The sequence below is a fragment of the Bizionia argentinensis JUB59 genome (assembly GCF_000224335.1).
Classification (GTDB): Bacteria; Bacteroidota; Bacteroidia; order Flavobacteriales; family Flavobacteriaceae; genus Algorimicrobium; species Algorimicrobium argentinense.
Genome location: NZ_AFXZ01000038.1, coordinates 1 through 26019 on the forward strand (window position 1 = coordinate 1; position 26019 = coordinate 26019).

General features: G+C 33.7%; 23 protein-coding genes. 17 read left to right on the forward strand and 6 right to left on the reverse strand.

Features of this window, described 5'->3' with window-relative positions; genetic code table 11:
• Window positions 1-509: 509 nt before the first annotated feature.
• The 4 genes from BZARG_RS10660 to BZARG_RS10675 all read left to right on the forward strand — a co-directional run bounded on the left by BZARG_RS10660 (window position 510) and on the right by BZARG_RS10675 (window position 7500).
• Window positions 510-1361 carry a coiled-coil domain-containing protein gene (locus BZARG_RS10660; RefSeq protein WP_008638232.1) on the forward strand — a complete coding sequence of 284 codons (852 nt, stop codon included), beginning with the start codon at window positions 510-512 and terminating at the stop codon, window positions 1359-1361.
• 1858 nt (window positions 1362-3219) lie between these two features.
• Window positions 3220-4695, forward strand: a complete 1476-nt coding sequence (locus tag BZARG_RS10665; RefSeq protein WP_008638343.1) for an ankyrin repeat domain-containing protein — start codon at window positions 3220-3222, stop codon at window positions 4693-4695.
• 59 nt (window positions 4696-4754) lie between these two features.
• Window positions 4755-5237, forward strand: coding sequence for a DUF2271 domain-containing protein (locus tag BZARG_RS10670; RefSeq protein WP_040288525.1), 483 nt, complete (start codon window positions 4755-4757; stop codon window positions 5235-5237).
• A gap of 70 nt (window positions 5238-5307) precedes the next feature.
• Complete coding sequence (locus tag BZARG_RS10675; RefSeq protein WP_008638225.1) at window positions 5308-7500, forward strand: PepSY domain-containing protein; 2193 nt, start codon at window positions 5308-5310, stop codon at window positions 7498-7500.
• Here BZARG_RS10675 and BZARG_RS10680 read toward each other — a convergent pair.
• The gene (locus tag BZARG_RS10680) at window positions 7497-8066 is read right to left on the reverse strand and encodes a CvpA family protein (protein ID WP_008638249.1); all 570 of its coding nucleotides are present in this window, start codon (window positions 8064-8066) and stop codon (window positions 7497-7499) included. The two genes, BZARG_RS10675 and BZARG_RS10680, sit on opposite strands and share 4 nt — an antisense overlap.
• A gap of 95 nt (window positions 8067-8161) precedes the next feature.
• On the opposite strand from BZARG_RS10680, the gene BZARG_RS10685 reads away from it, so the two are divergent.
• The 11 genes from BZARG_RS10685 (at window position 8162) to BZARG_RS10735 (ending at window position 20275) form a co-directional block, all read left to right on the forward strand.
• Window positions 8162-8518, forward strand: a complete 357-nt coding sequence (locus BZARG_RS10685) for a hypothetical protein (protein WP_008638276.1) — start codon at window positions 8162-8164, stop codon at window positions 8516-8518.
• A 35-nt stretch (window positions 8519-8553) separates the two neighbouring features.
• Window positions 8554-9570 carry a phenylalanine--tRNA ligase subunit alpha gene (gene pheS / locus BZARG_RS10690; RefSeq protein WP_008638320.1) on the forward strand — a complete coding sequence of 339 codons (1017 nt, stop codon included), beginning with the start codon at window positions 8554-8556 and terminating at the stop codon, window positions 9568-9570.
• Between the two features lie 124 nt (window positions 9571-9694).
• Complete coding sequence (locus BZARG_RS10695) at window positions 9695-10192, forward strand: GbsR/MarR family transcriptional regulator (RefSeq protein WP_008638246.1); 498 nt, start codon at window positions 9695-9697, stop codon at window positions 10190-10192.
• Window positions 10193-10205: 13 nt separating this feature from the next.
• Window positions 10206-11327, forward strand: a complete 1122-nt coding sequence (locus BZARG_RS10700) for an efflux RND transporter periplasmic adaptor subunit (RefSeq protein ID WP_008638289.1) — start codon at window positions 10206-10208, stop codon at window positions 11325-11327.
• Window positions 11328-11336: 9 nt separating this feature from the next.
• On the forward strand, window positions 11337-14486 hold the full coding sequence (locus BZARG_RS10705) for an efflux RND transporter permease subunit (protein ID WP_008638254.1): 3150 nt from the start codon (window positions 11337-11339) through the stop codon (window positions 14484-14486).
• Between the two features lie 5 nt (window positions 14487-14491).
• Window positions 14492-15904 carry an efflux transporter outer membrane subunit gene (locus tag BZARG_RS10710; RefSeq protein WP_008638237.1) on the forward strand — a complete coding sequence of 471 codons (1413 nt, stop codon included), beginning with the start codon at window positions 14492-14494 and terminating at the stop codon, window positions 15902-15904.
• Window positions 15905-15922: 18 nt separating this feature from the next.
• Window positions 15923-16516, forward strand: a complete 594-nt coding sequence (locus tag BZARG_RS10715) for a TetR/AcrR family transcriptional regulator (RefSeq protein ID WP_008638296.1) — start codon at window positions 15923-15925, stop codon at window positions 16514-16516.
• Between the two features lie 82 nt (window positions 16517-16598).
• A complete protein-coding gene (locus BZARG_RS10720) occupies window positions 16599-16994 on the forward strand; it encodes a hypothetical protein (RefSeq protein WP_008638283.1) in 396 nt (131 codons plus the stop codon).
• Window positions 16995-17193: 199 nt separating this feature from the next.
• Window positions 17194-17760, forward strand: coding sequence for a PAS domain-containing protein (locus BZARG_RS10725; RefSeq protein WP_008638323.1), 567 nt, complete (start codon window positions 17194-17196; stop codon window positions 17758-17760).
• 104 nt (window positions 17761-17864) lie between these two features.
• The gene (locus tag BZARG_RS10730; RefSeq protein ID WP_008638247.1) at window positions 17865-18320 is read left to right on the forward strand and encodes a GNAT family N-acetyltransferase; all 456 of its coding nucleotides are present in this window, start codon (window positions 17865-17867) and stop codon (window positions 18318-18320) included.
• A gap of 473 nt (window positions 18321-18793) precedes the next feature.
• Window positions 18794-20275 carry a potassium/proton antiporter gene (locus BZARG_RS10735; protein ID WP_008638262.1) on the forward strand — a complete coding sequence of 494 codons (1482 nt, stop codon included), beginning with the start codon at window positions 18794-18796 and terminating at the stop codon, window positions 20273-20275.
• Between the two features lie 235 nt (window positions 20276-20510).
• On the opposite strand, the gene BZARG_RS10740 is transcribed toward BZARG_RS10735, so the two are convergent.
• Entirely contained in the window at window positions 20511-21506 is a 996-nt protein-coding gene (locus BZARG_RS10740) for an NAD(P)H-dependent glycerol-3-phosphate dehydrogenase (RefSeq protein ID WP_008638226.1), read from the reverse strand.
• Window positions 21507-21747: 241 nt separating this feature from the next.
• Between BZARG_RS10740 and BZARG_RS10745 the strand changes: the two genes are divergently transcribed.
• Window positions 21748-22695, forward strand: coding sequence for a hypothetical protein (locus BZARG_RS10745; RefSeq protein WP_008638265.1), 948 nt, complete (start codon window positions 21748-21750; stop codon window positions 22693-22695).
• A gap of 159 nt (window positions 22696-22854) precedes the next feature.
• A complete protein-coding gene (gene lysM, locus BZARG_RS10750; RefSeq protein WP_008638239.1) occupies window positions 22855-23358 on the forward strand; it encodes a peptidoglycan-binding protein LysM in 504 nt (167 codons plus the stop codon).
• 61 nt (window positions 23359-23419) lie between these two features.
• Here lysM and BZARG_RS10755 read toward each other — a convergent pair whose 3' ends face one another.
• From BZARG_RS10755 to BZARG_RS10770, 4 genes are read right to left on the reverse strand one after another with little or no spacing between them, the layout of a single operon-like run.
• Window positions 23420-23839, reverse strand: coding sequence for a hypothetical protein (locus BZARG_RS10755; RefSeq protein ID WP_040288529.1), 420 nt, complete (start codon window positions 23837-23839; stop codon window positions 23420-23422).
• Between the two features lie 16 nt (window positions 23840-23855).
• Entirely contained in the window at window positions 23856-24263 is a 408-nt protein-coding gene (locus BZARG_RS10760; RefSeq protein WP_050807305.1) for a hypothetical protein, read from the reverse strand.
• 17 nt (window positions 24264-24280) lie between these two features.
• Window positions 24281-24688, reverse strand: coding sequence for a hypothetical protein (locus tag BZARG_RS10765; protein WP_050807306.1), 408 nt, complete (start codon window positions 24686-24688; stop codon window positions 24281-24283).
• A gap of 22 nt (window positions 24689-24710) precedes the next feature.
• The gene (locus BZARG_RS10770; RefSeq protein WP_008638340.1) at window positions 24711-26006 is read right to left on the reverse strand and encodes a phenylacetate--CoA ligase family protein; all 1296 of its coding nucleotides are present in this window, start codon (window positions 26004-26006) and stop codon (window positions 24711-24713) included.
• Window positions 26007-26019: the final 13 nt, after the last annotated feature.

The window sequence follows — 26019 nt, forward strand, 5'->3', positions numbered from 1 at the left end:
TCCTTACCTTTACCAACAGAACAACTAAAGTAACGAAAACCGCTTCTAGTTAACTAGAGCGGTTTTTCTATTTTATAATTCTTTCCTCTCCTATTAATAGTTATGGAGCACTTAATTTACTCCAACCAAAAAGGATGATGATTCTACTCTAATCCTTTCCGATTATCTATAAGATTATCAAATTCTACAGATGGACGATTAATATCATCATCCAAGTCGCCCCGCGGACAAATCATCTTACCAATCCGCTTCTATAGAAATTAATAAATTACTAAAAAGCAATGTCACTTTCGAGGTGATATCTGATTAATATATACAAGGGTCTTTTAAAAAAACTATGGAATAAAGTGATTAAGCCAGTAGGACGGTCAGATTTATTTCGCCTAAATTTTTTTAGGACAGAATTGATTAAAAACCACCCTTTATGTATAGATAGCTAACTTAAAAAATAAAAGTTTTTTTTGAACTGTAAAAACACTACATTTGCAAACTCAAAATAAAAGAGTAAAATGACATCTAAACTTTTAATTACGGCCCTTTTTCTTGTAACCTTTCTTAATCTCCAAGAGGTTGTTGCACAAAACGATATTGCAGATTTACAAGAGGAAATAATCAATTTTGAAAATAAAATTAGTGCCAACGAAGAAATTTTATTGGGAGGGGTTTCTGCACTAAAACGAGAAAAAGAAGCCTTAAAGCAATTTAAAAATAGTAAATATGCCAATAGTGCACAAGTTAATAGAAAAGAAAAATTAGCTTCAAGCATGCAACAGAGGCTTACTAAACTAAACAGCCAAATTGATTATTACAAAGAGGAATTAGGCTTTTTAGAAAAAAAATTAGCTAGGAAAATTAAAAGAAATCCAGAACTAGCACAAGAACTCACTCAAAACGCAGAGTCAGCAGGAACAATATATGATGTAAACTCAAGCAGTGACGAAAACAAACTTCTTTTACAAAAACAAGTGCTGGAAGCTGCTCGTGAAAAACTAGACGACGCACGTAAACAAAGAGAAATCGCTTATTTAAAAGAACAAGAAGCACTGCGTTTAGAAGAAGAAAAGCTAAATCTTTTAGGTCTTAAAATTAAAAACAAAGAACAAAACATTAATAAGGAGAAGAACACGTTAATAAGTGACCTAGAAGATGATATTCTAATTAACGAAGAGATTTTAATTAGTGGTCAAGTTGGTTTAAGGAAAATGAAGAGCAAATTGGAAGAAGCAAAGCTAGAAACCAATGTGTCTAAAAAAAGTATAGAAAGAAAGGAAGCCATTATTTTTAATATTGAAGAACGTCTAAATAAAATTCAAGCAGAAATTGATGAAAAGCTACAAAAATTAAAAGAACTTAATACATAAATGAAAAGGCCATTAAGTAACGAAATAAGTGCCATTCCAAGAGCGTACTAAACGTTTAAAAAAAAGAGGATAAAACCAAGTATTGAGCCTGCAAACAAAAAGTACAGTATTAGTTAAGCAGCATATTTATAATTAATTTTCAGGTTATTATATTCTTCAATTGCCATGTAATTGAGTGTTGAGTACCTTCTCTTTGTATTGTATCAATGTTTAATATATTTAAAGATTTTTCTTCCCATTTCCTTTTTGGTTATTAGTGTTTCCATAAATGAGTTCAGAATTTAAGGACTTTTAGAAGTTTTCCGCCACTGCGTTATCCCAAACCCAACAGTTCCGTTTTAGTCATGATTCGTGAAACGTTATAAGCAGTAAGCTTATTATTTGCATATTGAACGCCGCGATCAGAATGAAAGATTAGTTCTTTGCTATTTCTATGGTTTTTAATAGCCATACGCCATGCAGGTAAAGTTATCTGAATTGATGTTTTATAACGTTTTCCATAAGCAGTTAGTTATGTTTAGAATCGGTGGCAGCTCTAAATTTTTTATTCAACTTTTTGCGTAACCCTATTTTTCATTTATTTAACGACTGAAATCCGCGATACTTTATAGTTTCTTTTACAGCTCCATGGCAACTCTGAGACTATCGTAAAGCTGTTTATATTCAAAATAGACCTGGTTAATGAACTTTTTATTTTGTTCTTTCCATAAGCTTGCTACTCGCAGAAGGTCGTTTACTTTTATAATAACAACAAAAATTTTTCTCTAGAACTTTACATATTTTATCAATCGGAAAAATAGTTTACTTGTTGTTTATGAAAACATATTTAATCGATTCGTCTTTGAAAAAATGCTTATTGCTTTTTCTAATATACAATGATCTAGCTTAAAATTATTTAGTTACTTATATAAAAGCGATACCTAGTTTTCTTGTTAGTTCTGACAGGTTTTCCTGACTTTGCTTAATTCTACAAATTGTAGTTTAAAAGTTGCATAATGTTTCTGTCGCTATTGTTCATAAATTAAATGAAAATATTTATGCCGAACCTGTACTCTCCGCTAAATTAGCGAGTCCAGTTTGATACCATATGTAAAACTTATGTGTTTTAAATGGGAATAACTTAAAATGGTGGACCAGTTTTTCCAATTGGCAGATAAGAAAATTACGCTCTTAACCAATTAGAAAAAGCTATTTGCGATCGTGGTGTAGTTGGTCACGGTTGGGTGTTTGCTATTTATTCTGGAAAATTAATTGGTTTAGAAACAGACTTTGTTAAATACTTGGAAGATATTCATGAAATTTATCATTTAAATTAAATAGTATCTGATCGGGAATATTGCCAAAATAGAATTTTTCTTTCCCATCATAGACTAAATAGAAAAACCGCTTCAAATTAAATTGAAGCGGTTTTTTAATGGGCTAATTTCTAATACTTAATTACTCTGTTATTGCAATAAGCCATAAACAAATTCAGGATGTCCACGTTCTCCGAGATCGGTTGTTAACGCCTAAAATTTCAGTTTTATAATTATAAAACCCTATTTACCACATCACTTTCCTGTTTTTGGCAGATAGTTCTATCTGGTAATATTGGCTTTAATCAATTGTTATATTAAGCAGGTTGCATTTTCACTTTTTAATCTAAAAGGAATGAACATAAATTATGTATAAAATAAAACGCATAAATATTTTTATTTAGACTCATTCTGTATAGATTTGCTGAAAATCCATATAATTATTTTAATTCAGTCTAAATAAGGATAATTATCTTAATGAATTTTTAAAGTTAACAATGAAACACTGAGCCGCAACCACACTTTAATGCTAGCATGCATTTGTAAAATAAAAATGAACAACTATGAATATTAAAGCAGTACTAATCACTTTAACACTTGTTTTAAGCTTACAGAGCTTTGCGCAAGATAATGTGTTTTTAAATCGAGAGTTTTGGAAGGAAAAACCATCTATTAAGGATGTGGATGCTCAAATTAAAGCTGGACATGATATTACCGAGGCAAACGGCGGTAATTTTGATGGGGTCGTTTACGCTATTCTCCAGAATGCCCCGAATGAAACCATTAAATATATTCAATCCATAAAAGGAAATGATGTCAATAAATTAACGCATGATGGCCGAACCTATATTTTCTGGGCCGCTAATATAGGGAACACAGAAATTATGGGGTATCTCTTAAAAAAAGGCGCCAAAACTGACATAACAGATGATAAAGGTAGTAGCATTTTAAATTTCGCAGCCGGTTCTGGACAAGCCAATACTGAAGTGTATGATATGCTTCTGGAAAATGGTGCTAATTTAATTAAAGATTTAACACCTTACGGAGCAAACGCCTTATTATTGGCAGCACCTTATGATGTGGACTTTAAATTGATTGAATATTTTACATCTAAAGGAATCGATATTCACAGTGTGGATGCTAATGGCAACGGAATTTTTAATTACGCAGCTAAACAAGGTAATACCGAGTTACTAGAATACTTACTTAAAAGAAATGTTAAACCAACGGATCAAGCATTCATGTTTGCGGCACAGGGAACTCGTGGGCATACCAACGAGTTTAAGGTTTATAAATATTTAGAAAATGTAGGATTAAACCCTAATGTTACGGCTAAAGACGGTCAAACGCCACTACATATTTTAGGTGCCAGAAGTAAGAATGTAGAATTGATTAGCTATTTTATTGATAATGGTGTTAATGTTAATCAAGCAGATACTAATGGGAATACCGCTTTAATTAATGCGGCTTACCGAAACAATTTAGATGTTATTTCCTTATTACTTAAACAGGTAGGAAACATTAATGCAATTAATAAAAAAGGCGAATCGGCTTTAGCTTTAGCGGTTAAAAATAACAGTGTTGATGTTGTTGATTTCTTAATTAGTAATAATGCTGATGTTGCAATTGTTGATGCCAACGGAAATAATTTAGTGGCCTATGCTATCGAATCTTTTAAAGTGAAAAATCAAGACGATTTTGAAAAGAAAATCGAATTATTAAAAGTAAACGGATTAGATATTAGTAATCCGCAAGCAAATGGAAATTCATTATTTCATTTAGCGGTTCAAAAACAGGATTTAGCATTAGTGAAATGGGCAAACAACTATAAAGTAGATATTAACCAAGAAAATAATGAAGGGAATACGGCATTGCATTTAGCAGCTTTGAGTGCTGAAAATTCGGAGGTTTTAGAATATTTAGTAGCAATAGGAGCTAAAAAAGAAACGGTAACGGAATTTGACGAAACGGCTTTCGATTTAGCGTCCGAAAATGAGATTTTAAAATCAAATCATATTAATATTAATTTTTTGAAGTAGTTAATTAAATACCTGTGAAATTCTAATCGATTAAACAGGTTTTATCAAAATTAGAAACCATGAAAATAAAACAAATACTGCTTGTTAGCTTTATAACATTAGGACTTTTATCCTTTACAACCATTGCAGAATCTACCAAATATAAATGTATGATTCAAATGACGAATTATACAGGTGAAGCGGCTTATGTGGTTATTTCATTAATTAACCCAGACGGCGAATACGAAAAAACACTTTACGTGCAAGGCGATGATAGCGAATGGTATCATGATGTTACTGACTGGTGGAAATTTTACGGTAAAAAACGCAATAATCTAGACGCTATTACCGGTGCAACCGTTGCTGGCGGATCTAGAACCATTAATGTGATTGATATAGACGACTCTAAAATAGACGCCGGTTACAGCATTCGTTTTGAAACGGCTGTAGAGGATCAGGAATATTACACCAAGGATGTAGAGTTTCCTTTAACATCAGAAAACGTAAAAAGTAAGAAAGAAGGTAGCGGATTTATTCGTTATGTCCGGATGATGCCGAATTAGGGAGCGCGAGAATATAGTAGAAAATATAGAATAGAGATAAAAGAAAGAACTGATTAAAGTTTAAAAAATTATGACCATTTCAATCTGGAGATATAGTCACCTTGCGTTGGCTGTATCTTCTTTTGCTTTTATTCTTTTAGCTTCCATTACGGGGATCATTCTCGCGTTTCAGCCAATTTCTGAACAAATTCAACCTTATAAATCAGCCGATTTTGAAACGGCTACTATTGCTGAAACCCTTTCTACCCTTAAAAAATCATATTCAGAAATTATAGACCTTCAAATTGATGCTAACGATTTTGTTTTAGCATCTGTTATTACCGAAAATGGCGAAAGTAAAACCGGCTATATAAATCCTAAAACAGCTCAATTTCTTGGAAATAAAATAGAGGTTTCACCATTTTTTCAATGGGTGACGAACTTCCATAGATCGCTATTTTTAAAAAGCACGGGTCGCTTTTTGGTTGGTTTGTGTTCGTTTTTATTATTTCTAATTGCTGTTTCGGGTTCCGTACTTATTCTGAAGCGCCAACGCAGTTTTAAAAAGTTCTTTTCAAAAATTGTTAATGAAAATTTTAATCAATATTGGCATATTGTTTTAGGGCGATTATCCTTAATCCCAATTATCATCATCACCATTACCGGTGTTTATTTATCGTTGGAGAAATTCAATTTATTACCAACGTACAATACATCCCATAATATTAACTATGATGCGATTTCCGAATCACCACAATTAGAGCTTCATAATTTTCCTGTTTTTAAAAACACGAAACTATCCGAAGTTAAATTCATAGAATTCCCATTTTCTGATGATGTTGAAGATTATTTCACGATAGCTTTACAAAATCGAGAAATAGTGGTTAATCAATTTACAGGTGAAATTTTAAGCGAATTTAATTATCCACTCGTTACATTTTACTCCGAGTTAAGTCTGAATTTACACACTGGCAAAGGCAGTATTTTATGGTCGCTTATTCTGGCAATTGCCACAGCTAATATTTTGTTTTTTATCTATTCCGGTTTTGCTATGACTTTAAAACGTAGGAAAGCTAAATTGAAAAACAAATTCAAAAAAGACGTTTGTGATTATGTTATTTTAGTAGGTTCGGAAAACGGTAGCACTTTGCCATTTGCGAATGTATTGCATGAACAACTATTGCATGCTGGTAAAAAATCCTATATAACAGAAATGAATAATTATACCACTTTTATCCAAGCGGAACATATAATTATTCTAACAGCAACCTATGGTTTAGGCGATCCACCAACCAATGCCAATAGGTTTTTGGAGCTTTTAAAAACCACCAAGCAATCGGAAACTATAAGTTATTCTGTAGTTGGTTTTGGGTCTTACGCTTATCCGGATTTCTGTAAATTCGCTTTGGATGTAGATAGTGCTATTCAACTTCATTTTAAACAATTTTTACCCGTTTTTACTATTAATGATAAATCGGTTGACGCTTTTAAACAGTGGACAAACGCTTGGACAGAAAAAATGCAGGTGCCCGTTAAAATTGCCGAAGATAAACTAACTAGCAAACCACGATTAACCAACTCATTAACAGTTATACATAAAACCGAAGTTATCAATAATCCAGATAGTACGTTTTTATTGACCTTAAAAGCGAAAAAAGCCAAACGTTTTGTTTCTGGCGATTTACTCGCCATTTATCCAGCTAACGATTATCGCGAGCGTTTGTATTCTATTGGAAAAGTAGATGGTAATATTCAATTAAGTGTCAAGTATTATGACACAGGATTAGGCTCTAATTTTTTAAATGGTTTTGATTTGGGCGACACCTTTAAAGCTCGGATTATCAATAATGCTGCGTTTCATTTTCCAAAAAAAGCTGCGAATGTGGTTATGATAGCTAATGGAACCGGTATTGCGCCATTTTTAGGCATGTTGGATGCGAATATTAAGCGAAAAAATGTGCATTTGTATTTTGGTTTGCGCACCAAACAATCTCTGGAACTATACAATTCACAATTAGAAAGCTATTTACAATCGGGTAAGTTATCACGATTAGAAATGGCATTTTCACGTGAAATAGAAAGCAGCTATGTGCAAGATTTATTATTGAAAGATGAGGTTTTTATAGCAAAAAGACTTAAAAACAAAGGTGTTTTAATGATTTGTGGCTCTTTAACTATGCAAAACGGCGTGCTAACAATTTTAGAAACTATTTGTAAAAAGTATCAATTAGAAGCTTTAAGTTTATATCAGAAAAACGGTCAAATTCAAACGGATTGTTATTAAATTCCAGGAATTGTAAATGAGTTGTTTGTTTCGGCTTCGGTATCTTTATTCGTATTTTCTTTATCGTCCTCACTTTCATCTTCAGTGGATTTAATCACAAAAGGAAAAATCATAGGTGCCAAGGATTTTACGGGTTCGTAAAGCGTAGCATCTTTAGTGTGTTCTTCATCTACAAATGTTAGCGTGGTGTTCATAGCATCAAAAATATTGAGAAGTACACTTAAAATTAATGCCATTTTCATAGCGCCAAAAAGTGCGCCTAATAACTTGTTTAAAATGCCTAACGCTGCAAAATCGGCTAGTTTGGTTAAGGCTTTTCCGGCTAAAGAAATTACTAAAACTATTACAATAAAGGTAATAGCAAAAGCAACGATATTTAGCGTTTTTTCATCCCATTCTACATAGCTAATTAGCATTTCGGCCGTGTAAAAACTAAAGTGAATAGCACCATAAATTCCAGCAACCAAAGCGACCAAAGATGCAATTTCAACAAAAAAACCTTTTAGAAAACCTCGCACGAGTCCGAAACCCAATAGGGCCACTAAAATGATATCAATTACGGTCATATTCCAATATGAATTTCGACAAATATAAAGTAACTTTGCGACAATTATATTTTAAGTTAAACGAAAAATACACCTGCTTTTAGCAGTAACTATATATGGCTAGAGACGAACAATTAAAAGAACGATGGAATCAAGTGGTAGAAAAGCTTTCTGATCAGTTTGCAGATGGTGATAAACTAGATTTGGATGCTATTATATATTTAATAGGTGTTCAAGAGCTTGGTCAGTTAGATAGAAAATTTAAAAAAGATCACAAATTAGACTTAATGCATATTGCTATATGCAGATTATTAGAGCCTTATGGTTACTACGAATTTGATTATTTTGATGATGATAAATGGCCACATTATAAAATAAAAGAGCAATTACCAACCTTAAAAGCGGGCGAACAAAGTGTCTTGATGAAAGAAGCTATTGTAAGTTATTTTATGGAAGCTGAGTATATAAAATAAGAATTATTAAATTTGCAGTCATTTTCAATGATATCATGATAGATAAGATAAAAGAATTAATTGCTGAAGCTGAAGCATTTCAAGCAACATCCAAAGACGAAGTCGAAGCGTTTCGAATTAAATACCTCGGAAAAAAAGGGGTGCTTAATGATTATTTTAAGGAGTTTAAAAATGTCGCTAACGATCAGAAAAAAGAATTTGGTCAGGTTATAAATGCGCTTAAAAATACAGCCGAAGAAAAGGTTTCTACTTTAAAGGAAGAATTGGAGAGTAAAGAGATAGAAGGCGTTTACAATGATTTATCACGCCCTGGTGAACCTATTCAGATTGGTGCCAGACACCCTATTTCAATAGTAAAAAATCAGATAATTGATATTTTTTCGCGTATTGGTTTTAATGTAAGTGAAGGCCCAGAAATTGAAGACGATTGGCATAACTTTACAGCATTAAACTTGCCAGAATACCATCCGGCACGCGATATGCAGGATACATTTTTTATTCAAAAAGATCCAGATATTTTATTACGCACACATACCAGTTCGGTGCAAGTGCGTTATATGGAAAATAATAAACCACCAATTAGAACTATTTCTCCGGGAAGAGTTTTTAGAAACGAGGCTATTTCCTCGCGTTCCCACTGTTTTTTTCATCAAGTAGAAGGTTTATACATTGATAAAGACGTTAGTTTTGCCGATTTAAAACAAACGCTACAATATTTCACAACAGAAATGTTTGGGAAATCTAAAATACGTTTGCGTCCATCCTATTTCCCATTTACCGAGCCTAGCGCAGAAGTGGATGTGTATTGGGGATTAGAAACGGAAACTGATCACCGTATCACCAAAGGAACAGGTTGGTTAGAAATTATGGGTTGTGGAATGGTAGATCCAAATGTATTAGAAAACTGCGGAATTGACTCTAAAGAATATTCTGGTTTCGCCTTCGGAATGGGAATCGATCGTATTGCTATGCTATTACATCAAATTGGCGATATCCGTTTGTTAAGTGAAAATGATGTGCGTTTTTTAGAGCAGTTTAAATCTGCTTTGTAAGCACAATACAGAATTATATAGTTTAAGCCGATTTGATATCGGCTTTTATTTTTAACATTTTTTTAACTTCGTTTAGTTCGGAATTATTCGAACTAGACTTATTTTTGCACTCTTATATTTAGAAATGGAAAAGAAGTTAAAAGAAAAGAAATACCAGCTAGTAGAAAAGCTGGGCGTTCATTTTGAACACTCGGAGCAGTTAGCGCCGGTTGGTGCTCGTATTTTGGCTTTTATTATTTTAACAGGAAAGGCCGGCGTAACTTTTGAAGATTTAGTAACCGATTTATGTGCTAGTAAAAGTACCATATCTACGCATTTAAACCATTTACAAGATATTCACAAAATTCTCTATTTCACTAAAATGGGTGATCGAAAAAAATATTTTGTGGTTAATTCAGATACCTTAAGACAAAGTATCGATGAGATGGTTTCCAAATGGGAAATGGAAAAAGAACTCCATGTTGAAGTGGCCGAATATAAAAAGGAAATTAACGGTTTGGATACTTCAAATCCATCCTTTGAATTTGATTTAACCTATCACGAAAATTATATAAACTATTTAAATCTAGCTATGGCTTCTATGAAGGATCTAAAATCCAGAGTAGCAGCAATGAAATCTTAAAGATAACCGTAAAATGAAAAAAAACACATTCAGTATTCTTATACCTTGTGCACTAGTTTTTGCACTATTTAGTTGTGGAGATAAACAAGAAGCACAACAACAGGCACGTCCAGCAATGCCCTATCCTGTTATTGAAGTTTCAAAGCAAACTGTTACGACACATGATAATTTTCCTGCTAGTATAGAAGGCGAGGTGAATAGTGAGGTAAGACCAAAAATTTCCGGTTATATTAAAGAGGTTTTAGTGCATGAAGGTCAGGCTGTAAAACAAGGCCAATCACTTTTTAGATTAGAAACACAATCTTTAAGTCAGGATGCACAAGCAGCAAAAGCGAGTGTAAATGCGGCACAGGTTGAGGTAAATAAATTAAAGCCATTAGTAGATAAAAACATTATTAGTAGTGTGCAATTAGAAACTGCTAATGCTAAATTGTTGCAAGCTCAAAGCGCTTATAATAGTATTGGTGCTAATATTGATTATGCTAATGTAAAAAGCCCAGTAGATGGTTTTGTTGGTTCTATTAACTTTAGAAAAGGCTCTTTAGTAAGTTCTCAAGATCCAATGCCGTTAACAAGTGTATCTTCTATTGATAACGTTTACGCTTATTTTTCTATGAACGAAAAAGCGTTTATTTCTTTTATAGCAGATGCAAAAGGTGAAACGTCTAAAGAAAAATTAGAGCAATTTCCAGATTTGAAATTAGAATTAGCCAACGGTAAACTATATGAGAAGTCTGGTAAAATTGAAACCATAGCAGGCGATATTAATGCCCAAACCGGAACGATTACGTTTCGTGCCAAATTTGATAACAAAGGTGGTGTGCTTCGTAATGGAAGTAGTGGAACAATTTTAGTGCCAAAAACATATGAAAATGTTTTGGTAATTCCAGCCGAATCTACTTTTGAAAGACAAGGGAAAAGCTTTGTTTATGAGGTTTTAAATGATTCATTAGCGGCTAAACCAGTAACTATTTTAAAATCTTCTAATCGTATTTATATAATTGAAGATGGTCTAAAAGATGGTGAAATTATTTTAGCTAAAGGACTCAATAAAGTGAGCCCTGGAATGAAAATCAAACCGATGAAAAAACCATTAGACAGTATTATTAACTCATTTGAGACTGTATTTAAATAAGAACTAATTATGATTAAGAAATTCATTGAGAGACCCGTTCTATCTACGGTTATTTCCATTATAATTGTTATTCTCGGTATTATAGGACTGCTTCAATTGCCAGTCACACAATACCCAGATATTGCACCACCAACAGTTCAAGTAAGCGCGTCTTACCCTGGAGCGAATGCTGAAACCATTCTAGAAAGTGTTGTTGTTCCTATTGAGGAACAAATTAACGGTGTGGAAGGGATGACCTATATCACCTCTACCGCTAGTAACTCGGGTAGTGCCTCTATTCAAATTTTCTTTGAACAAGGTTATGATGCCGATATTGCTGCAGTAAACGTACAAAATAGGGTAGCGCGAGCAAATGCTTTATTACCTGCCGAAGTTATTCGTGCTGGTGTAATTACGCAAAAACAACAGAACTCGGCTTTATTATTTGCCGCGGTTTTTTCAACAAACCCAGATTTTGATGATACTTATATTCAAAACTATTTGAATATAAATATTAAACCAGAAATTCAGCGTATTAACGGTGTTGGAGCTTTAAACGTTTTTGGCGCCAAGGATTATTCCATGCGTATTTGGTTAGATCCAGATAAAATGGCCGCTTATAAAATTGAGCCACGTGAGGTAACCCAAGCTATTAACGAACAAAGTTTAGAAGCAGCTGCTGGTTCATTTGGACAAAATAGTGGTGAAGCTTTTGAGTATGTTGTAAAATATAAAGGACGTTATAAGGAAGCGAAAGAATACGAAGATATCGTTATTAAAGCTTTAGGTAATGGTCAGTTTTTACGTGTTAAAGATGTAGCTAAAGTAGAATTGGATGCCTTTTCGTATTCATCAATTTCGAAAACTAATGGAAATGCGGCAGTTAACTTTGGGGTTTTTCAAACACCAGGTTCAAACGCTCAAGAAATTATTGAAGATATCTATCTTAAATTAGACGAGCTGAAAGCGGATTTCCCTGAAGGGATGGACTATATTATTAACTATGATACCAACAAGTTCTTAACGGCTTCCGTTGATAAGGTAGTGAATACCTTATTAGAGGCGTTTTTATTAGTGTTCTTGGTGGTGTTTATATTCTTACAAGACTTTAAGTCCACATTAATTCCGGCAATTGCCGTGCCTGTATCCATTATTGGTACGTTCTTTTTCTTGAATATGTTGGGGTATTCTATAAACCTATTAACGCTATTCGCATTAATTCTAGCTATTGGTATTGTGGTGGATGATGCCATTGTGGTCGTAGAAGCCGTTCACGCCAAATTGGAGGATGGTTATACCGATGCAAAAGAAGCATCTATTTCTGCCATGAGTGAAATTACAGGGGCAATTATTTCTATTACCTTGGTAATGATGGCCGTGTTTATACCGATTACGTTTATTAAAGGCCCATCAGGAGTTTTCTACGAACAGTTTGGTGTAACCTTAATGATTGCTATATTTATTTCGGCAGTGAACGCCTTAACTTTAACACCAGCTTTATGTGCTATTTTCTTAAAACCACATAACAAGGATGATGAGAAGAAGAAAAAACGAACATGGTTACAACGTTTTTACGATGCTTTTAACGCAGGATTTAATGCTACAACAGCAAAATATGCGTTATCTGTAGGCTTTTTAATTAGACATAAATGGATCACCTTTATTATATTAGGTGTTAGTGTTTTTGGAATTATTGCAGCCGATAAAGTAATTCCAACAGGATTTGTTCCTTCGGAAGATAGAGGTATTGTCTTTATGAACGCGGAATTACCACCGGGATCATCTTTAGACCGTACGTTTGAAGTGAATAGACAATTAGAAGAAGCCATTAAAGATATTGATGGTATAAAAGGTGTTTCATTAATTAGTGGACAAAACTTTTTCTCTGGTGCCGGTAGCTCAAATGCCATGGGCTTTATTATTCTTGATGGATGGGATGAACGTGATACAGATGCAACCGCAGTAAATGCTATTATTGGACAGTTGTTTCAAAAAGCAGCTATGATTCCGGATGCTAATATTATCTTTTTTACGCCGCCTAGTGTACCTGGTTTTGGTAGTGCAGATGGTTTTGAGATGCGATTAATGGATAGAAACGCGAGACCGTTAACGGAGCTTGATAATACTGCAAACGATTTTGTGCAGTTATTGAATCAAAAGCCTGAAATTGGTTTTGCTTCAAATTCATTTAGTACTAATTTCCCACAATTACAATTAGATATTAATGCTGAACGCGCTAAAGAAGCTGGTATTTCTACTAGTACTATTTTATCAGCGCTTCAAGGTTATATCGGTGGTAATTATGTGGCCGACTTTAGTAGGTATGGTAAACAATTCCGTGTATTTATTCAAGCTTTACCAGAGGATAGAGTGGATGAGTCTAGTTTAAATAGTATGATGGTTAAAACACCTAGTGGTAAAATGACGCCAATCTCACAATATGTATCGTTTAAACGTGTATATGGTCCGCAAACGGTGAATCGTTTTAACTTGTTTAATGCTGTTACTGTCAATGGTTCCGCAAAACCAGGATATAGTTCTGGTGATGCTATTAGAGCTATTAACGAAGTGGCAGAAGCTAATTTGCCAGAAGGATATTCAATTGCTTATTCAGGTATTACACGTGAAGAGATTGCATCTGCAGGACAATCTACGGTGATATTTATGATTAGTATTTTGTTTGTGTTCTTCTTATTAGCGGCACAATATGAAAGTTACCTGTTGCCTTTGGTGGTTATTTTATCATTGCCAATTGGTGTAGCTGGTGCATATTTGACAACCTATTTAACAGGATTGGAAAATAACATTTACTTCCAGATTGCCTTAATTATGCTACTTGGATTACTAGCCAAAAACGCCATTTTAATTGTGGAGTTTGCTATCCAACGTCGTCAACAAGGATTATCTATTGTCGATTCGGCTATTGATGGAGCCAAAGTTCGTTTACGACCAATTTTAATGACATCGTTTGCCTTTATTTTAGGTATTACACCATTAATGTTAGCAAAAGGCGTAGGTGCTGTGGGTAATAACTCTATTGGTACTGGTGCTGTTGGAGGTTTATTAGTAGGAACTGTAGTTGGGGTATTTGTTATTCCGGTACTGTTTGTTATGTTCCAATGGTTACAAGAAAAAGTGTCAGGCGCTCCCGTAGTCGAAAATAAAGAAATTAAAGAATAATAAGAATGAAAGCAATTTTAAATAAAAAATGGATTTCTAGGGTTATGGTTTTTGCATTGCTAGCCATAACCATGCAAAGCTGTTTGGTTTCAAAAGATTACGAACGTCCCGCTTTAGAAGATGAAACGGAAAATTTATACAGAACGGATGAATTGGCTACAGACTCAATGTCTATGGCCGATGTGTCCTGGAAAAACGTCTTTACAGATCCGTATTTAACGCAATATATTGAAGAAGGTTTACAGAATAACATTGATATTCGTATCGCCATTCAACAAATTATTGCTGGTGAGGCGTATTTAAAACAAGGTAAAGCAGGCTATTTACCAACTTTGAGTGCTGGTGCTTCTGTAGCGCATCAAGAACCGTCTAAAAACAGTCAGTTTGGTGGTAGCGGAAGTTTGGATCAGTATGAAGCGGTAGCAAGTTTAACCTGGGAAGCTGATATCTGGGGGAAAATTCGCAGTAATAAACGAGCTTTTCAAGCTGGGTACTTAAAAAGTATTGCGGCGCATCAAGCGGTGAAAACCCGATTGATTGAAAATATTGCAACAACCTATTATACATTGGTTGCTTTGGACGCGCAGTTAGAAATAACGCTAGAAACCATTGAATCTCGTAATAGTAGTGTGGAAACTATCCAAGCATTAAAAGATGCCGGTCAAGTAACACAGGTTGCCGTAGATCAGAATGTGGCACAGTATAATAATGCGCGTGCACTCCAAATTGATATTGAACGTCAGATTTTTAAAACAGAAAATGCCTTAAGTATTTTATTGGCAAAACAGCCACAATCTTTCGAGCGCAGCAAGTTAGACGAACAGGAAATTACCACTGAAATGAAAATCGGTATCCCTTACGTTTTATTGCGTAACCGACCAGATGTAATGGCTGCTGAAAACGATTTCATCCAAGCTTTTGAGCTGACTAACGTTGCGAATGCTAATTTTTACCCATCATTAACATTGAGTGCTTCAGGCGGATTTCAAAGTTTAGAGTTTAATAATTGGTTTGATACCAATTCACTTTTCTCAAACATCATTGGCGGTTTAACACAGCCTATTTTTAATCAGCGAAAAGTTAGAACGCAATACGAAGTATCTAAAGCGCAACAAGAACAAGCGCTTTTAAACTTTAAATACACCCTATTAGTTGCAGGTAAAGAAGTGTCGGATGCGTTATACGATTACCAAGCAGAAGCTGATAAGTTCGAGTTTAGAGAAAACGAAGTAGAAGCGTTGCGTAGTGCCGAAACTAATTCTGAAACCTTATTAGATAATGGGTATGCCAATTATTTAGATTTATTAACGGCCAGACAAAGCGCATTAACTGCTGAATTAAATAGTATTAACAACAAATTAGATCAATTATTATCTGTTGTTAATTTCTATAAAGCCCTAGGTGGTGGTTGGAAATAATAGGTTTCTGTTAATGTTATGACCCGCAAGCAAGACATTCTAGAGAGTTCCATTGCTAACTTTACCAAGTTTGGCAGCAAACGGTTTACTTTAGATGATTTAGCGGCACAATTAGGTATATCAAAAAAAACGATTTACCAGTATTTTGATGGTAAAGAAACATTAGTAGCAGAAAGTTTAAGCTATTTGTTAGATAAGTATCTTGTAGAGATTCAAGGAATTCAAGAAGATTTGGATTTAGATGCTATCGAAAAAGTCATTACAATTTATAAACGTGGGTTTGAATATTTAAAATATTTCAAGCCCGCGTTTTTATTTGGTATTAAAAAATATTACCCCAAAGCCGATAAGGTTTTCACTAGTTTTTCTGAAAAGTTGGTAAATAATGTTATCTATAATCTCCTTTTAGAAGCAGAAAACGAAGGTTGTATAAAAACCGATGTTGATATTGCTTTAACTTCCAAACTCTATATGTCGCGTGTGGACAATGTGGCATTTAAAGACGATAGTTTATTTGAAGCATACGATTTATCCACTGTTTTAAACCACCTTATTATTTATAATCTTCGCGGTATTACAGTTTCTAGTTATTCTAACACTTTCTTTGAATAGTTTTATATTTTTGCATTTGTAGAATGTCGGATGTAATAATTCGGCTTAAAATTTAAATGCGCCACAATGCAATTTACAGCACATGAAAAAAGATATTATAATCCCAAAAGTAGAAGGTGTTTATTTAGCCATTGTAAATGAGTACAATGATCTCTACAAAACGCAAGATTGGAACGTCTACATCATTAATGATAAGAACGTGGATTTAGACCTGGTAATTATTGTTACCAATGGTTATTCTGAAGATAAAATGACCTCCATATTTCGTAAAAAAATAGACAAGCTACCAGCTAAGAGTTACGTTAAAATTGAATGGATACAAGAAGATCTATTCGCTCTAAACAACCAGTTTAAAGTCAGTTTTTTCGAAGGCAATGCCATGTTTGATAAAACATATCTGTTTAGAAAAAATACGATTAATTTGAAAGCTTTGCGGGATATTCCTTTAATGGATGTAAAAGGGGTTTTGGTTAAGTAGCTGTTGCCCGTATTCCTGCCTGCCAGCCGTTAGGAATACGTAAGCAGGAATCTTATAGTACAATTGAAAAATATCGGATTTGGTTTCGTTACTATTTTTGCTTTAATTAAACTCTTTAATGCAACAAGAAAATAAAAGACGAATTTATAACTTTTATAGCTAACATTAGTTAGCTAAAATATTGAAAAAAGCGTTTCCCATGAAGTATAACCTTTCTAATATGATGTGTTTAGACATTTATTTATCGTCTTTGTCGGACAAAGAATATAAAATAATAAAGCCCGAAATTAAACCGTCGAAAGCTAAACCCATGCCATTGTTGAGTTGGGATATTTTCAGTCAGCACTATTTTAACACACTAAAGAATTTGAAAATAGAAGGTGATATTGAAATGGTTAAAGCATTTGGTGAAAAAGCGAAATGGAAAAACGAGATCGATTCTATTTTTAAGGATCAATATTTTGAAGCCTTAATTATCACAGATGTAGAGCAGAATATACTATGGGTTAATGAAGGCTTCACGGAAATGACAGGGTACTCTAAAACATTTGCATTAAATAAAAAACCTCATTTTTTACAAGGCATCAATACTTCAACAACGACAAAACAAAAAATTAGGGAGAATTTAAGTGATTTAAAGCCATTTACTGGAATTATAACAAATTACCGAAAAGATAATTCGCCTTACGAGTGCGAGGTTAAAATCATTCCAATGTATAGCGAAAATGTAACGCACTTTTTAGCACTAGAAAGAAAGGTAGGATAAGTATATAGAGGGTTTTCAAATTCAGCTACTGATTAACCAATTCCTATTCAGTCAAGCTGAAGTCGTACATAACATTTGATCATAACCAGCAAACCGCATTAATAATGACCTTCAGAAAAGCAACAGAAAAAGACCTTCCATCAATTATTGAAATGATGGCTGACGATATACTCGGAAAGAAAAGAGAAAACTTCCAAAATCCTTTGCCTACTGAATATGTAAAAGCCTTTAAAATAATAGATTCTGACGAGAATCAAGAGCTAATTGTTGTAGAAAATGAAAGTTTTGAAGTCATTGGAACTTTACAATTAACTTTCATTCAATATCTGAATTATAGCGGAGGCATTAGAGCACAAATAGAATCTGTAATAATTAGAAAAGATAAAAGAGGACTCGGAATTGGAAAAAACATGTTTGAATGGGCTATAAATAGAGCTAAAGAAAAGAATGCCCATTTGTTGCAATTAACGTCTGATAAACAAAGACCCAGAGCCATTAAATTTTACGAAGATTTAGGGTTTACAGCAACTCATGAAGGAATGAAAATGCACTTTTATTAAAAATCCCTCTTGCAATTGCATAAGTATATTGCCGTTTCTAATAATTTCAGTAGCTTTTTTAGTTTTTGTTTTAATTAAAATGATATAATCGGTGAGCTACAAAGCCGTTATTTATACTCATTCATTCTTACGCCTAAATTAGTTTCCAAAAAATCCCCAAATTTGTTATTTATCACAATTCAGAAGTAATCAATTTCATAATAATTGCTTATTTTGTTACGCAATTAAAAAAGTGAGTGTTTGGTGCTTACCATCTGGTTAGGCCAGATCGCAATTTTCGCATTCTGCAAAAAAACCGCTAGAATTAACTCGTGGTTTTTAGGATAAAAGCAGCTGTAAAAAATACGGACCCCTCGAATATATAATAGTTAATCGGATACATTCAAATCAAACCAAAAAAAACAACAGAACTATTCTATATAATTGCGACTTAAAAAGCAGTTATGTATGGACAGATTTAAAAGAAAATGCGCATGAACTTAACTATTGAAAATATTTTATTAATTGGCTCTTTATTACTTTTCGTGAGCATTGTTGTAGGAAAAACATCTTATAAATTTGGTGTTCCGACCTTATTACTGTTTTTGGGAATTGGCATGTTAGTAGGTTCTGATGGTATTGGAGATATTTATTTTAACGACCCCGAACGCGCGCAATTTATAGGTATTGTTTCCCTTAATTTTATTTTGTTTTCTGGTGGTCTAGATACGAGTTGGAAAGCTGTAAAACCCATTCTCTGGGAAGGGCTTGTTTTATCAACTGTGGGTGTTTTGCTTACGGCCGTTACGCTTGGTGTTTTTGTTTGGTATGTAACAGACTTCACTATTTACGAAAGTATGTTATTAGGCTCTATTGTGTCATCAACAGATGCAGCAGCAGTGTTTTCTATTCTGCGTTCAAAGAGTCTTGCCTTAAAAAAGAATTTAAGGCCCACATTGGAGCTGGAAAGCGGTAGTAATGATCCTATGGCTTACGTACTTACCATTGCGTTTTTAACCTTGGTAATTAATCAAGATTTAAGCTTATGGTCCATTATTCCCTTTTTTCTTCAACAAATGGTTATTGGCGCCATTGCTGGTTTAGTCTTAGGACGATTTAGTAAATTTATTATTAACAAAATCAAATTGGGTTTTGAAGGGCTTTATCCAGTTCTGGTAATCGCTTTAATGTTCATAACGTTTTCTGCAACCGACTTTGTAGGCGGAAATGGATTCCTTGCTATTTACATTTGTGCGGTTTATTTGGGTAATCAAGATCTGATACACAAAAGAGCTATCCTCCAGTTTTTCGATGGAATGGCTTGGCTCATGCAAATTGTTCTGTTTCTTACTTTAGGGTTACTAGTATATCCTTCCGAAATCGTCCCATATCTAGGTATTGGACTCCTTATTTCTTTATTTCTAATTTTAGTTGCTAGGCCTGTTAGTGTTCTAATAAGCTTGATGTTTTTTAAAATGAAATTAAGGAGGCGTTTTTATATTTCATGGGTTGGCTTAAGAGGTGCCGTTCCAATAGTATTTGCTACCTATCCACTTTTGGCTGGCATTGATAAAGCAGATATGATTTTCAATATCGTATTTTTTATTTCGGTTACTTCTATCCTGATTCAAGGAACTACCTTGTCGATTGTGGCTAAATGGTTGAAGGTTGGCGTACCTGAAAAATCTAAAAAAGTCAATGAAATTGATCTTCTCCTTTCTAATCTCCCTAAAGCTTCCATGCAGGAATTCGAAATTACATCGGATTATTGGGCGGTAAATAAGCGAATAGTAGATTTAGATTTTCCGGCCTCGGCATTTATAATAATGATTAAGCGTAATGGAACCTATTTACGACCAGGCGGTTCAACAGTAATAGAAGTCAATGATATTTTAATGGTTATTGCAGACAGTCAAGAAGATTTTATTGCAGTAAATGGTTCTCTTAATAAAAAGGCTGTTAAACAAAAAGGGTGATTTCTAAATAGAAAAAAGATGCTACACACTGTTTTTTACTAGAATATCTCATGATTTAGTACTCTTGTTTTAAGCTGTTCAGTTTATTTGTTTGTGTTCATATTTTTTAAACTATAAGCCGAAAACTACCCTCCTTTGAAATAGTTAAATGGGGGCTTTTTCTTATGAGATTAGCTACGCTGAATCTTCGCTTTCTTGTTTTCGCTTTCCTATTGTTTGGTAGACAGGAGTTAGGTTAATCCAACTTATCCGTCAACTTCTTAAATACCTTTTTAGCATCCTTGCCTTCATATAAAACGGCATATACAGCATCGATAATCGGTGTTTTTGCTTGGTGCTCTTCATTAAGAAGGTGCGCACTTTTGGCAGCATAATAGCCTTCGGCGACCATATTCATTTCCATCTGTGCGGATTTTACGGTGTAGCCTTTCCCAATCATATTCCCAAACATGCGATTTCTAGAAAACACGGAATAACCCGTTACTAGTAAATCTCCTAGATACGCGGAGTCATTAATGTTACGTTTCATTTTATGCATTTTCTTAATAAAACGCTTCATCTCCCGAATGGCATTACTCATCAAAACACTTTGGAAATTATCACCATAACCCAAACCATGAGCTATTCCGGCCGCAATGGCATAAATATTTTTAAGCATTACAGCATATTCAGTACCAATAATGTCATCACTAATTTTAGTTTTTATATAATCGCTGGATAATTTATCGGCAATTTCTGATGCTTTTTCGGCATCAGCACAAGAAATGGTTAGATAGGATAAACGCTCCAAAGCAACCTCTTCCGCATGACAAGGTCCCGCAATAACCGCAATATTTTCAAACGGAATATTGTAAATATCATGAAAATGCTCGCCAACCAGCAAACCGGATTCAGGAATAATACCTTTTACAGCCGAAACAATAATTTTTTGAGAAACATCAACTGTTAATTTTTCCAACTCAGTAAACATAAAAGCAGAAGGCACAGCAAAAATGAGCACATCGGCATATTCTGCTATCTCGTTAATATCATTACTTAATTTCAGTTGTTCTATTTTAAACTCTACCGAACTTAAATAACTTGGATTATGATTTTCCTTAAGTAAATGCTCTTTGGTGTACACACTGCGCATATACCAACCCACTTCTTCTAAATTTTCGGAAAGCATTTTTACAATAGCGGTTGCCCAACTTCCAGATCCGAAAACAGCATACTTTAAAGGTTTATTCATAACTTTTATAGACTTTAGAAAATCAAAAATACATAAAATTTTGTGCTTTTGCGAAATTCGTTTGCTTCGCTTTTATCATTTTGGCACGTCTTTTGAATTCCAAGTATTAATAACTTTAAAATGATTGACTTATAAAATGAGCATGTAAAAGCTTTTATTTGTCAAAAAAATGATTATTAGCGAACGGCACCTGCCTACTTTGAGGCAGATGTGACAATTTAAAAATAATAAAAACGAACACATGAAAACTATAAAACTACTTGTCGCATTTGTAATTACTGCTACACTATTTACGGCATGTTATACCGATGAAATTATTGTAGATAATTATAACCCAACACCTGGGCCTTCAATTTCTGTTAATCAGTTATTGAATCGTTATGAACTTTGGTATGTGGATATCAATGAAACCGTTGGGTATAACCAAACTGCATTTTTACAAATAGCATTTACTGTATCTTTTAGAAATGGTAAATTATTTGCTAATAATAATTTGGTAGGATTTGGCGATCAAGGTAATGGTTTCGGTATTCAAACCGGAACTTATGATGCTTATAGCAATGTTCTGGACGTGTATCACCTTGTGGATGGATACCAGAGCTTTGATGTGTTCCAAATAAACAAGAACACTATTGAGTTATACAACCCTAATAACGATACCTCGTACTTCTTAAAAGGCTACCAACGTAGTAATTTTGATTACGATTATGTTTTTAATGACAATATTCATTATTTCTTACAAGAATATGAAGCTTGGGAAAAAACATATACCAGTCCAACAGGAATTCCAAATGCCTTTGATGATGAAAACTATTTACAATTTTTATCAGGTGGTAATGATTCTGAATTTAGAAGCTCACAAGATGTTTCTATTTATAACCTTAATAATATTCTTTGGGATTATACTGGGCTTTACGGCGTAGGAAATATAAATGGAGATCATACTTTAAAAACATTGACTTTGGATTATGATTATTTTAGTAACGAGTATTTTGAATTGCGCGTAATAAACGATGCTAGAATAGAATTATATCAAACATCGTCTAGAACCGTTTATGAATTTACAGGAAGAGGTTATATTCAGTTTATGAAAAATGCCCAAGGCAAACAAAGTAATCAGGTTAAAAGTCGAAAATTTAAAGGAGAAAAACAAGACAACCCACGAGAATCGACTCGTGAAACCATATAGTTGAATTAGTTAGTTTAGTGTTCAAGAAACTGTTTGATGAGAAATTGTCAAGCAGTTCTTTTTTGTTAAAAAACTCAAAATTTGAGTAAATAGCATGGAGAAATTTTGTAATTTAAGGCTTCGAAAAATCAATTATTAACACTAAAAAAATAAACAATTATGGGATTATTTTCATTTATTAAAAACGCAGGTGCTAAAGTTTTTGGAATCGGAAAAACAGATGCAGAAGAAGCAGCCGAAGCTAAGGCAGATGCTTCAGCAGCCAAGTTGAGTCGTGAAAAAGCAGCAGCAAGCCGATTAGAAGAAACAGTTTCCGATTTAAAGTTAAAGGCTGAAAATCTAAAAGTAACTATTGATGGTGAAAAAGCGACTATTAGTGGTATGGCTCATGATCAAGCAACACGTGAAAAAATTATATTAGTTGTTGGAAATTCAAACGGTATCTCATCGGTTGATGATCAAATGACGGTAGAGCATAAGGAGCCAGAAGCACAATTTCACACCGTAGTGAGTGGAGATACTTTAGGTAAAATAGCCAAGAAATTCTACGGAAATGCCACAAAATACCCTGTAATTTTTGAAGCTAATAAGCCAATGTTAAGTCATCCAGATAAAATTTATCCAGGTCAGGTATTGCGTATTCCAGCAGAGGATAAAGCTTAAAAGCACACAATAAATATAAAGGAAGCCAACTATAAGAGTTGGCTTTTTTTATGGCTTAAACTTATAATTTTAATTTGTAGTATTTTTCTTCTGAAGGATTTACAGCATCTAAAAACGATTCCAATTCAACCAAGGAATTTTCATCAATTAAATGCGCTTTAATAACGAGCGTTTTCCCGGTGGTTTTTAGAGTATAACCATTACCAGTTTTTTCAACATGAGTGATATCTTTAAGCAAAATCTTTTTAATCAATAAACCGTTTTTTCTAATAAATTTATCTGTAATGGTTACATACTGATATGAAATATCCCAAATAAACTGCGTTAAATATAAAGTGGCTGCTAATAAAAAACCAAAATTATACCAGTTAATGGAGTAGTTTTCCCATAAGGCTAAAACGGCCAATGCAATCCAAAAAAGAGCCATGAACAAGTTAATGTACAATCTTTTTTTCTTGTATTTGATGGTTAAATCTGCCATATAAAAATTAATAAGTTTAAATCGAATTTTCTTCTGGAATATCTATATTGCTAAAATAAGACTCTAATGAAGCCAAGGAATCTTTATGAACTAAGGCTGTTTTGATAACCAAGTTTTTATCGATAGTTTTAAAGGTATATTCATCCGCGAATTTTTTAAAATGTGTTATATCCTTCAAAAGTAATTTCTTTCCGAATAGGAAGTTTTCTTTAATGGAATCTTCGGTAAGCGTTAGATAATGATACTTATAATTCCAAAAGGCTATTCCTATATATAATAGACCAATTAATATATAGCCTATTCTCATTAAACGAACATGATCATCTTCCCAAATACTAAAAGTAGCTAACCCTGCCAATCCTGCTCCAAGAAACAGGTAGAGGTATAATCTTTTTTTATTGAATTTTATGATCAAGTCTTCCATGTTTTAAAAGTGTAAATTTAAATCGTTTTCACTTCTTGAGTTTCCAAAGTACCCATAAAAAATAGTAGTTCAATTAACGAATCTTCAGCAATGAGATTTGTTTTAATAACAAGTTCTTTGTCAGCAGTGTTTATGGCATAATTGCCTTTAATCTTTTTTACATGGATAATATCTTGCATCAAAATTTTTTTGCCAAATAGGAAATTCTCTTTAATAAAATTCTCTGTCATGGTTAGATATTGATATTTTAAATTCCAAATAACCATGCCAACCTGAATAGTTCCGACGGCTATAATTATAATCCGAGACCAGCGTATTCCATCTGAACTCCATAAGCCATATGCACCCAATGCTATCCACAAACACCCAATGAACAAATTGATATACTGTCTCTTTTTTTGGTATTTAATAATTAAGTCTGCCATATTGGAAGTAAATTGTTTATTCTTAATCTGTTGGACGTTTATCAATGACCATAACCGGTTTTCTACTCATAGCTGGAAACTGTAATTTTTGGATGACTTTTTTATCATGAAATTCAATTTTAGGTGCCACGCGTAATTTGGCTCTAAAGTGATCTTTAATATTGTGAAGTAATTTTTCGGTTGGCGTATCTGTGGCTATTTTTATGCAAATTTCATCCGTTCCAATACTGTTGTGTGAAATTTCAATAACATAACTATTAACGTCGTTAAAGTTGTTGAGAATATTATCCATTGCTGGCGGATATAATGTGGTGCCTTTGTATTTAATCATTTGTTTTTTACGGCCAACAACAGGGCCTAATCGCATTGTAGTTCTACCGCAAGTACATGGCCCGTGATGTTCTTGAACCATGTCGCCTGTTTTAAAGCGTAAAAGTGGCATGCCTTCAATACCCAAAGTCGTGATTGTTAATTCGCCAACTTGTCCAGTTTCAACTGGATTTTCGGCTTCATCCAATATTTCAGTAATAATTAATTCCGGATGATGATGACCACCTTGTTGCGCCTCACATTCATTAAAGGCCGTGTTCATTTCGGTTGATGCATAGGTTGAGTAAAGCTGAATATCCCATTCATCAGTAATTTTTTGAGATAATGTATTAGGCGAAAAGTCTTGATTCCGCAAGGGCTCACCAATACAAATAGCGCCTTTTACACCCGATTTATTAATATCAATATCAAGCTGTTTAGCATATTCAATCAACTTTAATAAAAATGACGGCACAACAATTAAATATGTCGGTTTGAATTTTATAATAGAATCCCATTGTAATTCTGGAATACCAGCACCAACGCGAATAATACCAGCTCCTAGTTTGCGTGCGCCTAAAAAGTAGGCTAAACCTGCCATAAAGCGCCTGTCGATCGTTGTCATGAGTTGCATGACATCATTTGCAGTAACGCCGGTACAGGCAAAGGACAAGGCTTCATTATAAGCCAAACGATCTAAATCACTATCCGTTAATGCGAAGGTTACAGGATCGCCTAAAGTTCCAGAAGTCGTAACATAATCAATAATTTGATTTCTTGGAACACATAAAAATTCATTATTATAAGCTTGTAGCTGATCTTTAGATGTGGTTGGTATTCGTGTTAAGTCTTCCAATGTCTTTATGGAAGAAATGTCAATATTTTTCTTTTTAAAAACTTGCTGATAATAGCTTGAGTTATCTTGTAAATAACCTAATAACGTTTGAAGTTTTTCTTCTTGAAATGATTTTATGGCTTCCGGGGATGCTTTTTCAATTTCTGGAATCATAAGTAGATATGCC

What these genes read in the sequence shown, in the direction of transcription:
- BZARG_RS10660 (WP_008638232.1), top strand. Translation starts at nt 510, where the DNA reads ATGACATCTAAACTTTTAATTACGGCCCTTTTTCTTGTAACCTTTCTT.
- BZARG_RS10665 (WP_008638343.1), top strand. Translation starts at nt 3,220, where the DNA reads ATGAATATTAAAGCAGTACTAATCACTTTAACACTTGTTTTAAGCTTA.
- BZARG_RS10670 (WP_040288525.1), top strand. Translation starts at nt 4,755, where the DNA reads ATGAAAATAAAACAAATACTGCTTGTTAGCTTTATAACATTAGGACTT.
- BZARG_RS10675 (WP_008638225.1), top strand. Translation starts at nt 5,308, where the DNA reads ATGACCATTTCAATCTGGAGATATAGTCACCTTGCGTTGGCTGTATCT.
- BZARG_RS10680 (WP_008638249.1), bottom strand. Translation starts at nt 8,066, where the DNA reads ATGACCGTAATTGATATCATTTTAGTGGCCCTATTGGGTTTCGGACTC.
- BZARG_RS10685 (WP_008638276.1), top strand. Translation starts at nt 8,162, where the DNA reads ATGGCTAGAGACGAACAATTAAAAGAACGATGGAATCAAGTGGTAGAA.
- pheS (WP_008638320.1), top strand. Translation starts at nt 8,554, where the DNA reads ATGATAGATAAGATAAAAGAATTAATTGCTGAAGCTGAAGCATTTCAA.
- BZARG_RS10695 (WP_008638246.1), top strand. Translation starts at nt 9,695, where the DNA reads ATGGAAAAGAAGTTAAAAGAAAAGAAATACCAGCTAGTAGAAAAGCTG.
- BZARG_RS10700 (WP_008638289.1), top strand. Translation starts at nt 10,206, where the DNA reads ATGAAAAAAAACACATTCAGTATTCTTATACCTTGTGCACTAGTTTTT.
- BZARG_RS10705 (WP_008638254.1), top strand. Translation starts at nt 11,337, where the DNA reads ATGATTAAGAAATTCATTGAGAGACCCGTTCTATCTACGGTTATTTCC.
- BZARG_RS10710 (WP_008638237.1), top strand. Translation starts at nt 14,492, where the DNA reads ATGAAAGCAATTTTAAATAAAAAATGGATTTCTAGGGTTATGGTTTTT.
- BZARG_RS10715 (WP_008638296.1), top strand. Translation starts at nt 15,923, where the DNA reads ATGACCCGCAAGCAAGACATTCTAGAGAGTTCCATTGCTAACTTTACC.
- BZARG_RS10720 (WP_008638283.1), top strand. Translation starts at nt 16,599, where the DNA reads ATGAAAAAAGATATTATAATCCCAAAAGTAGAAGGTGTTTATTTAGCC.
- BZARG_RS10725 (WP_008638323.1), top strand. Translation starts at nt 17,194, where the DNA reads ATGAAGTATAACCTTTCTAATATGATGTGTTTAGACATTTATTTATCG.
- BZARG_RS10730 (WP_008638247.1), top strand. Translation starts at nt 17,865, where the DNA reads ATGACCTTCAGAAAAGCAACAGAAAAAGACCTTCCATCAATTATTGAA.
- BZARG_RS10735 (WP_008638262.1), top strand. Translation starts at nt 18,794, where the DNA reads ATGAACTTAACTATTGAAAATATTTTATTAATTGGCTCTTTATTACTT.
- BZARG_RS10740 (WP_008638226.1), bottom strand. Translation starts at nt 21,506, where the DNA reads ATGAATAAACCTTTAAAGTATGCTGTTTTCGGATCTGGAAGTTGGGCA.
- BZARG_RS10745 (WP_008638265.1), top strand. Translation starts at nt 21,748, where the DNA reads ATGAAAACTATAAAACTACTTGTCGCATTTGTAATTACTGCTACACTA.
- lysM (WP_008638239.1), top strand. Translation starts at nt 22,855, where the DNA reads ATGGGATTATTTTCATTTATTAAAAACGCAGGTGCTAAAGTTTTTGGA.
- BZARG_RS10755 (WP_040288529.1), bottom strand. Translation starts at nt 23,839, where the DNA reads ATGGCAGATTTAACCATCAAATACAAGAAAAAAAGATTGTACATTAAC.
- BZARG_RS10760 (WP_050807305.1), bottom strand. Translation starts at nt 24,263, where the DNA reads ATGGAAGACTTGATCATAAAATTCAATAAAAAAAGATTATACCTCTAC.
- BZARG_RS10765 (WP_050807306.1), bottom strand. Translation starts at nt 24,688, where the DNA reads ATGGCAGACTTAATTATTAAATACCAAAAAAAGAGACAGTATATCAAT.
- BZARG_RS10770 (WP_008638340.1), bottom strand. Translation starts at nt 26,006, where the DNA reads ATGATTCCAGAAATTGAAAAAGCATCCCCGGAAGCCATAAAATCATTT.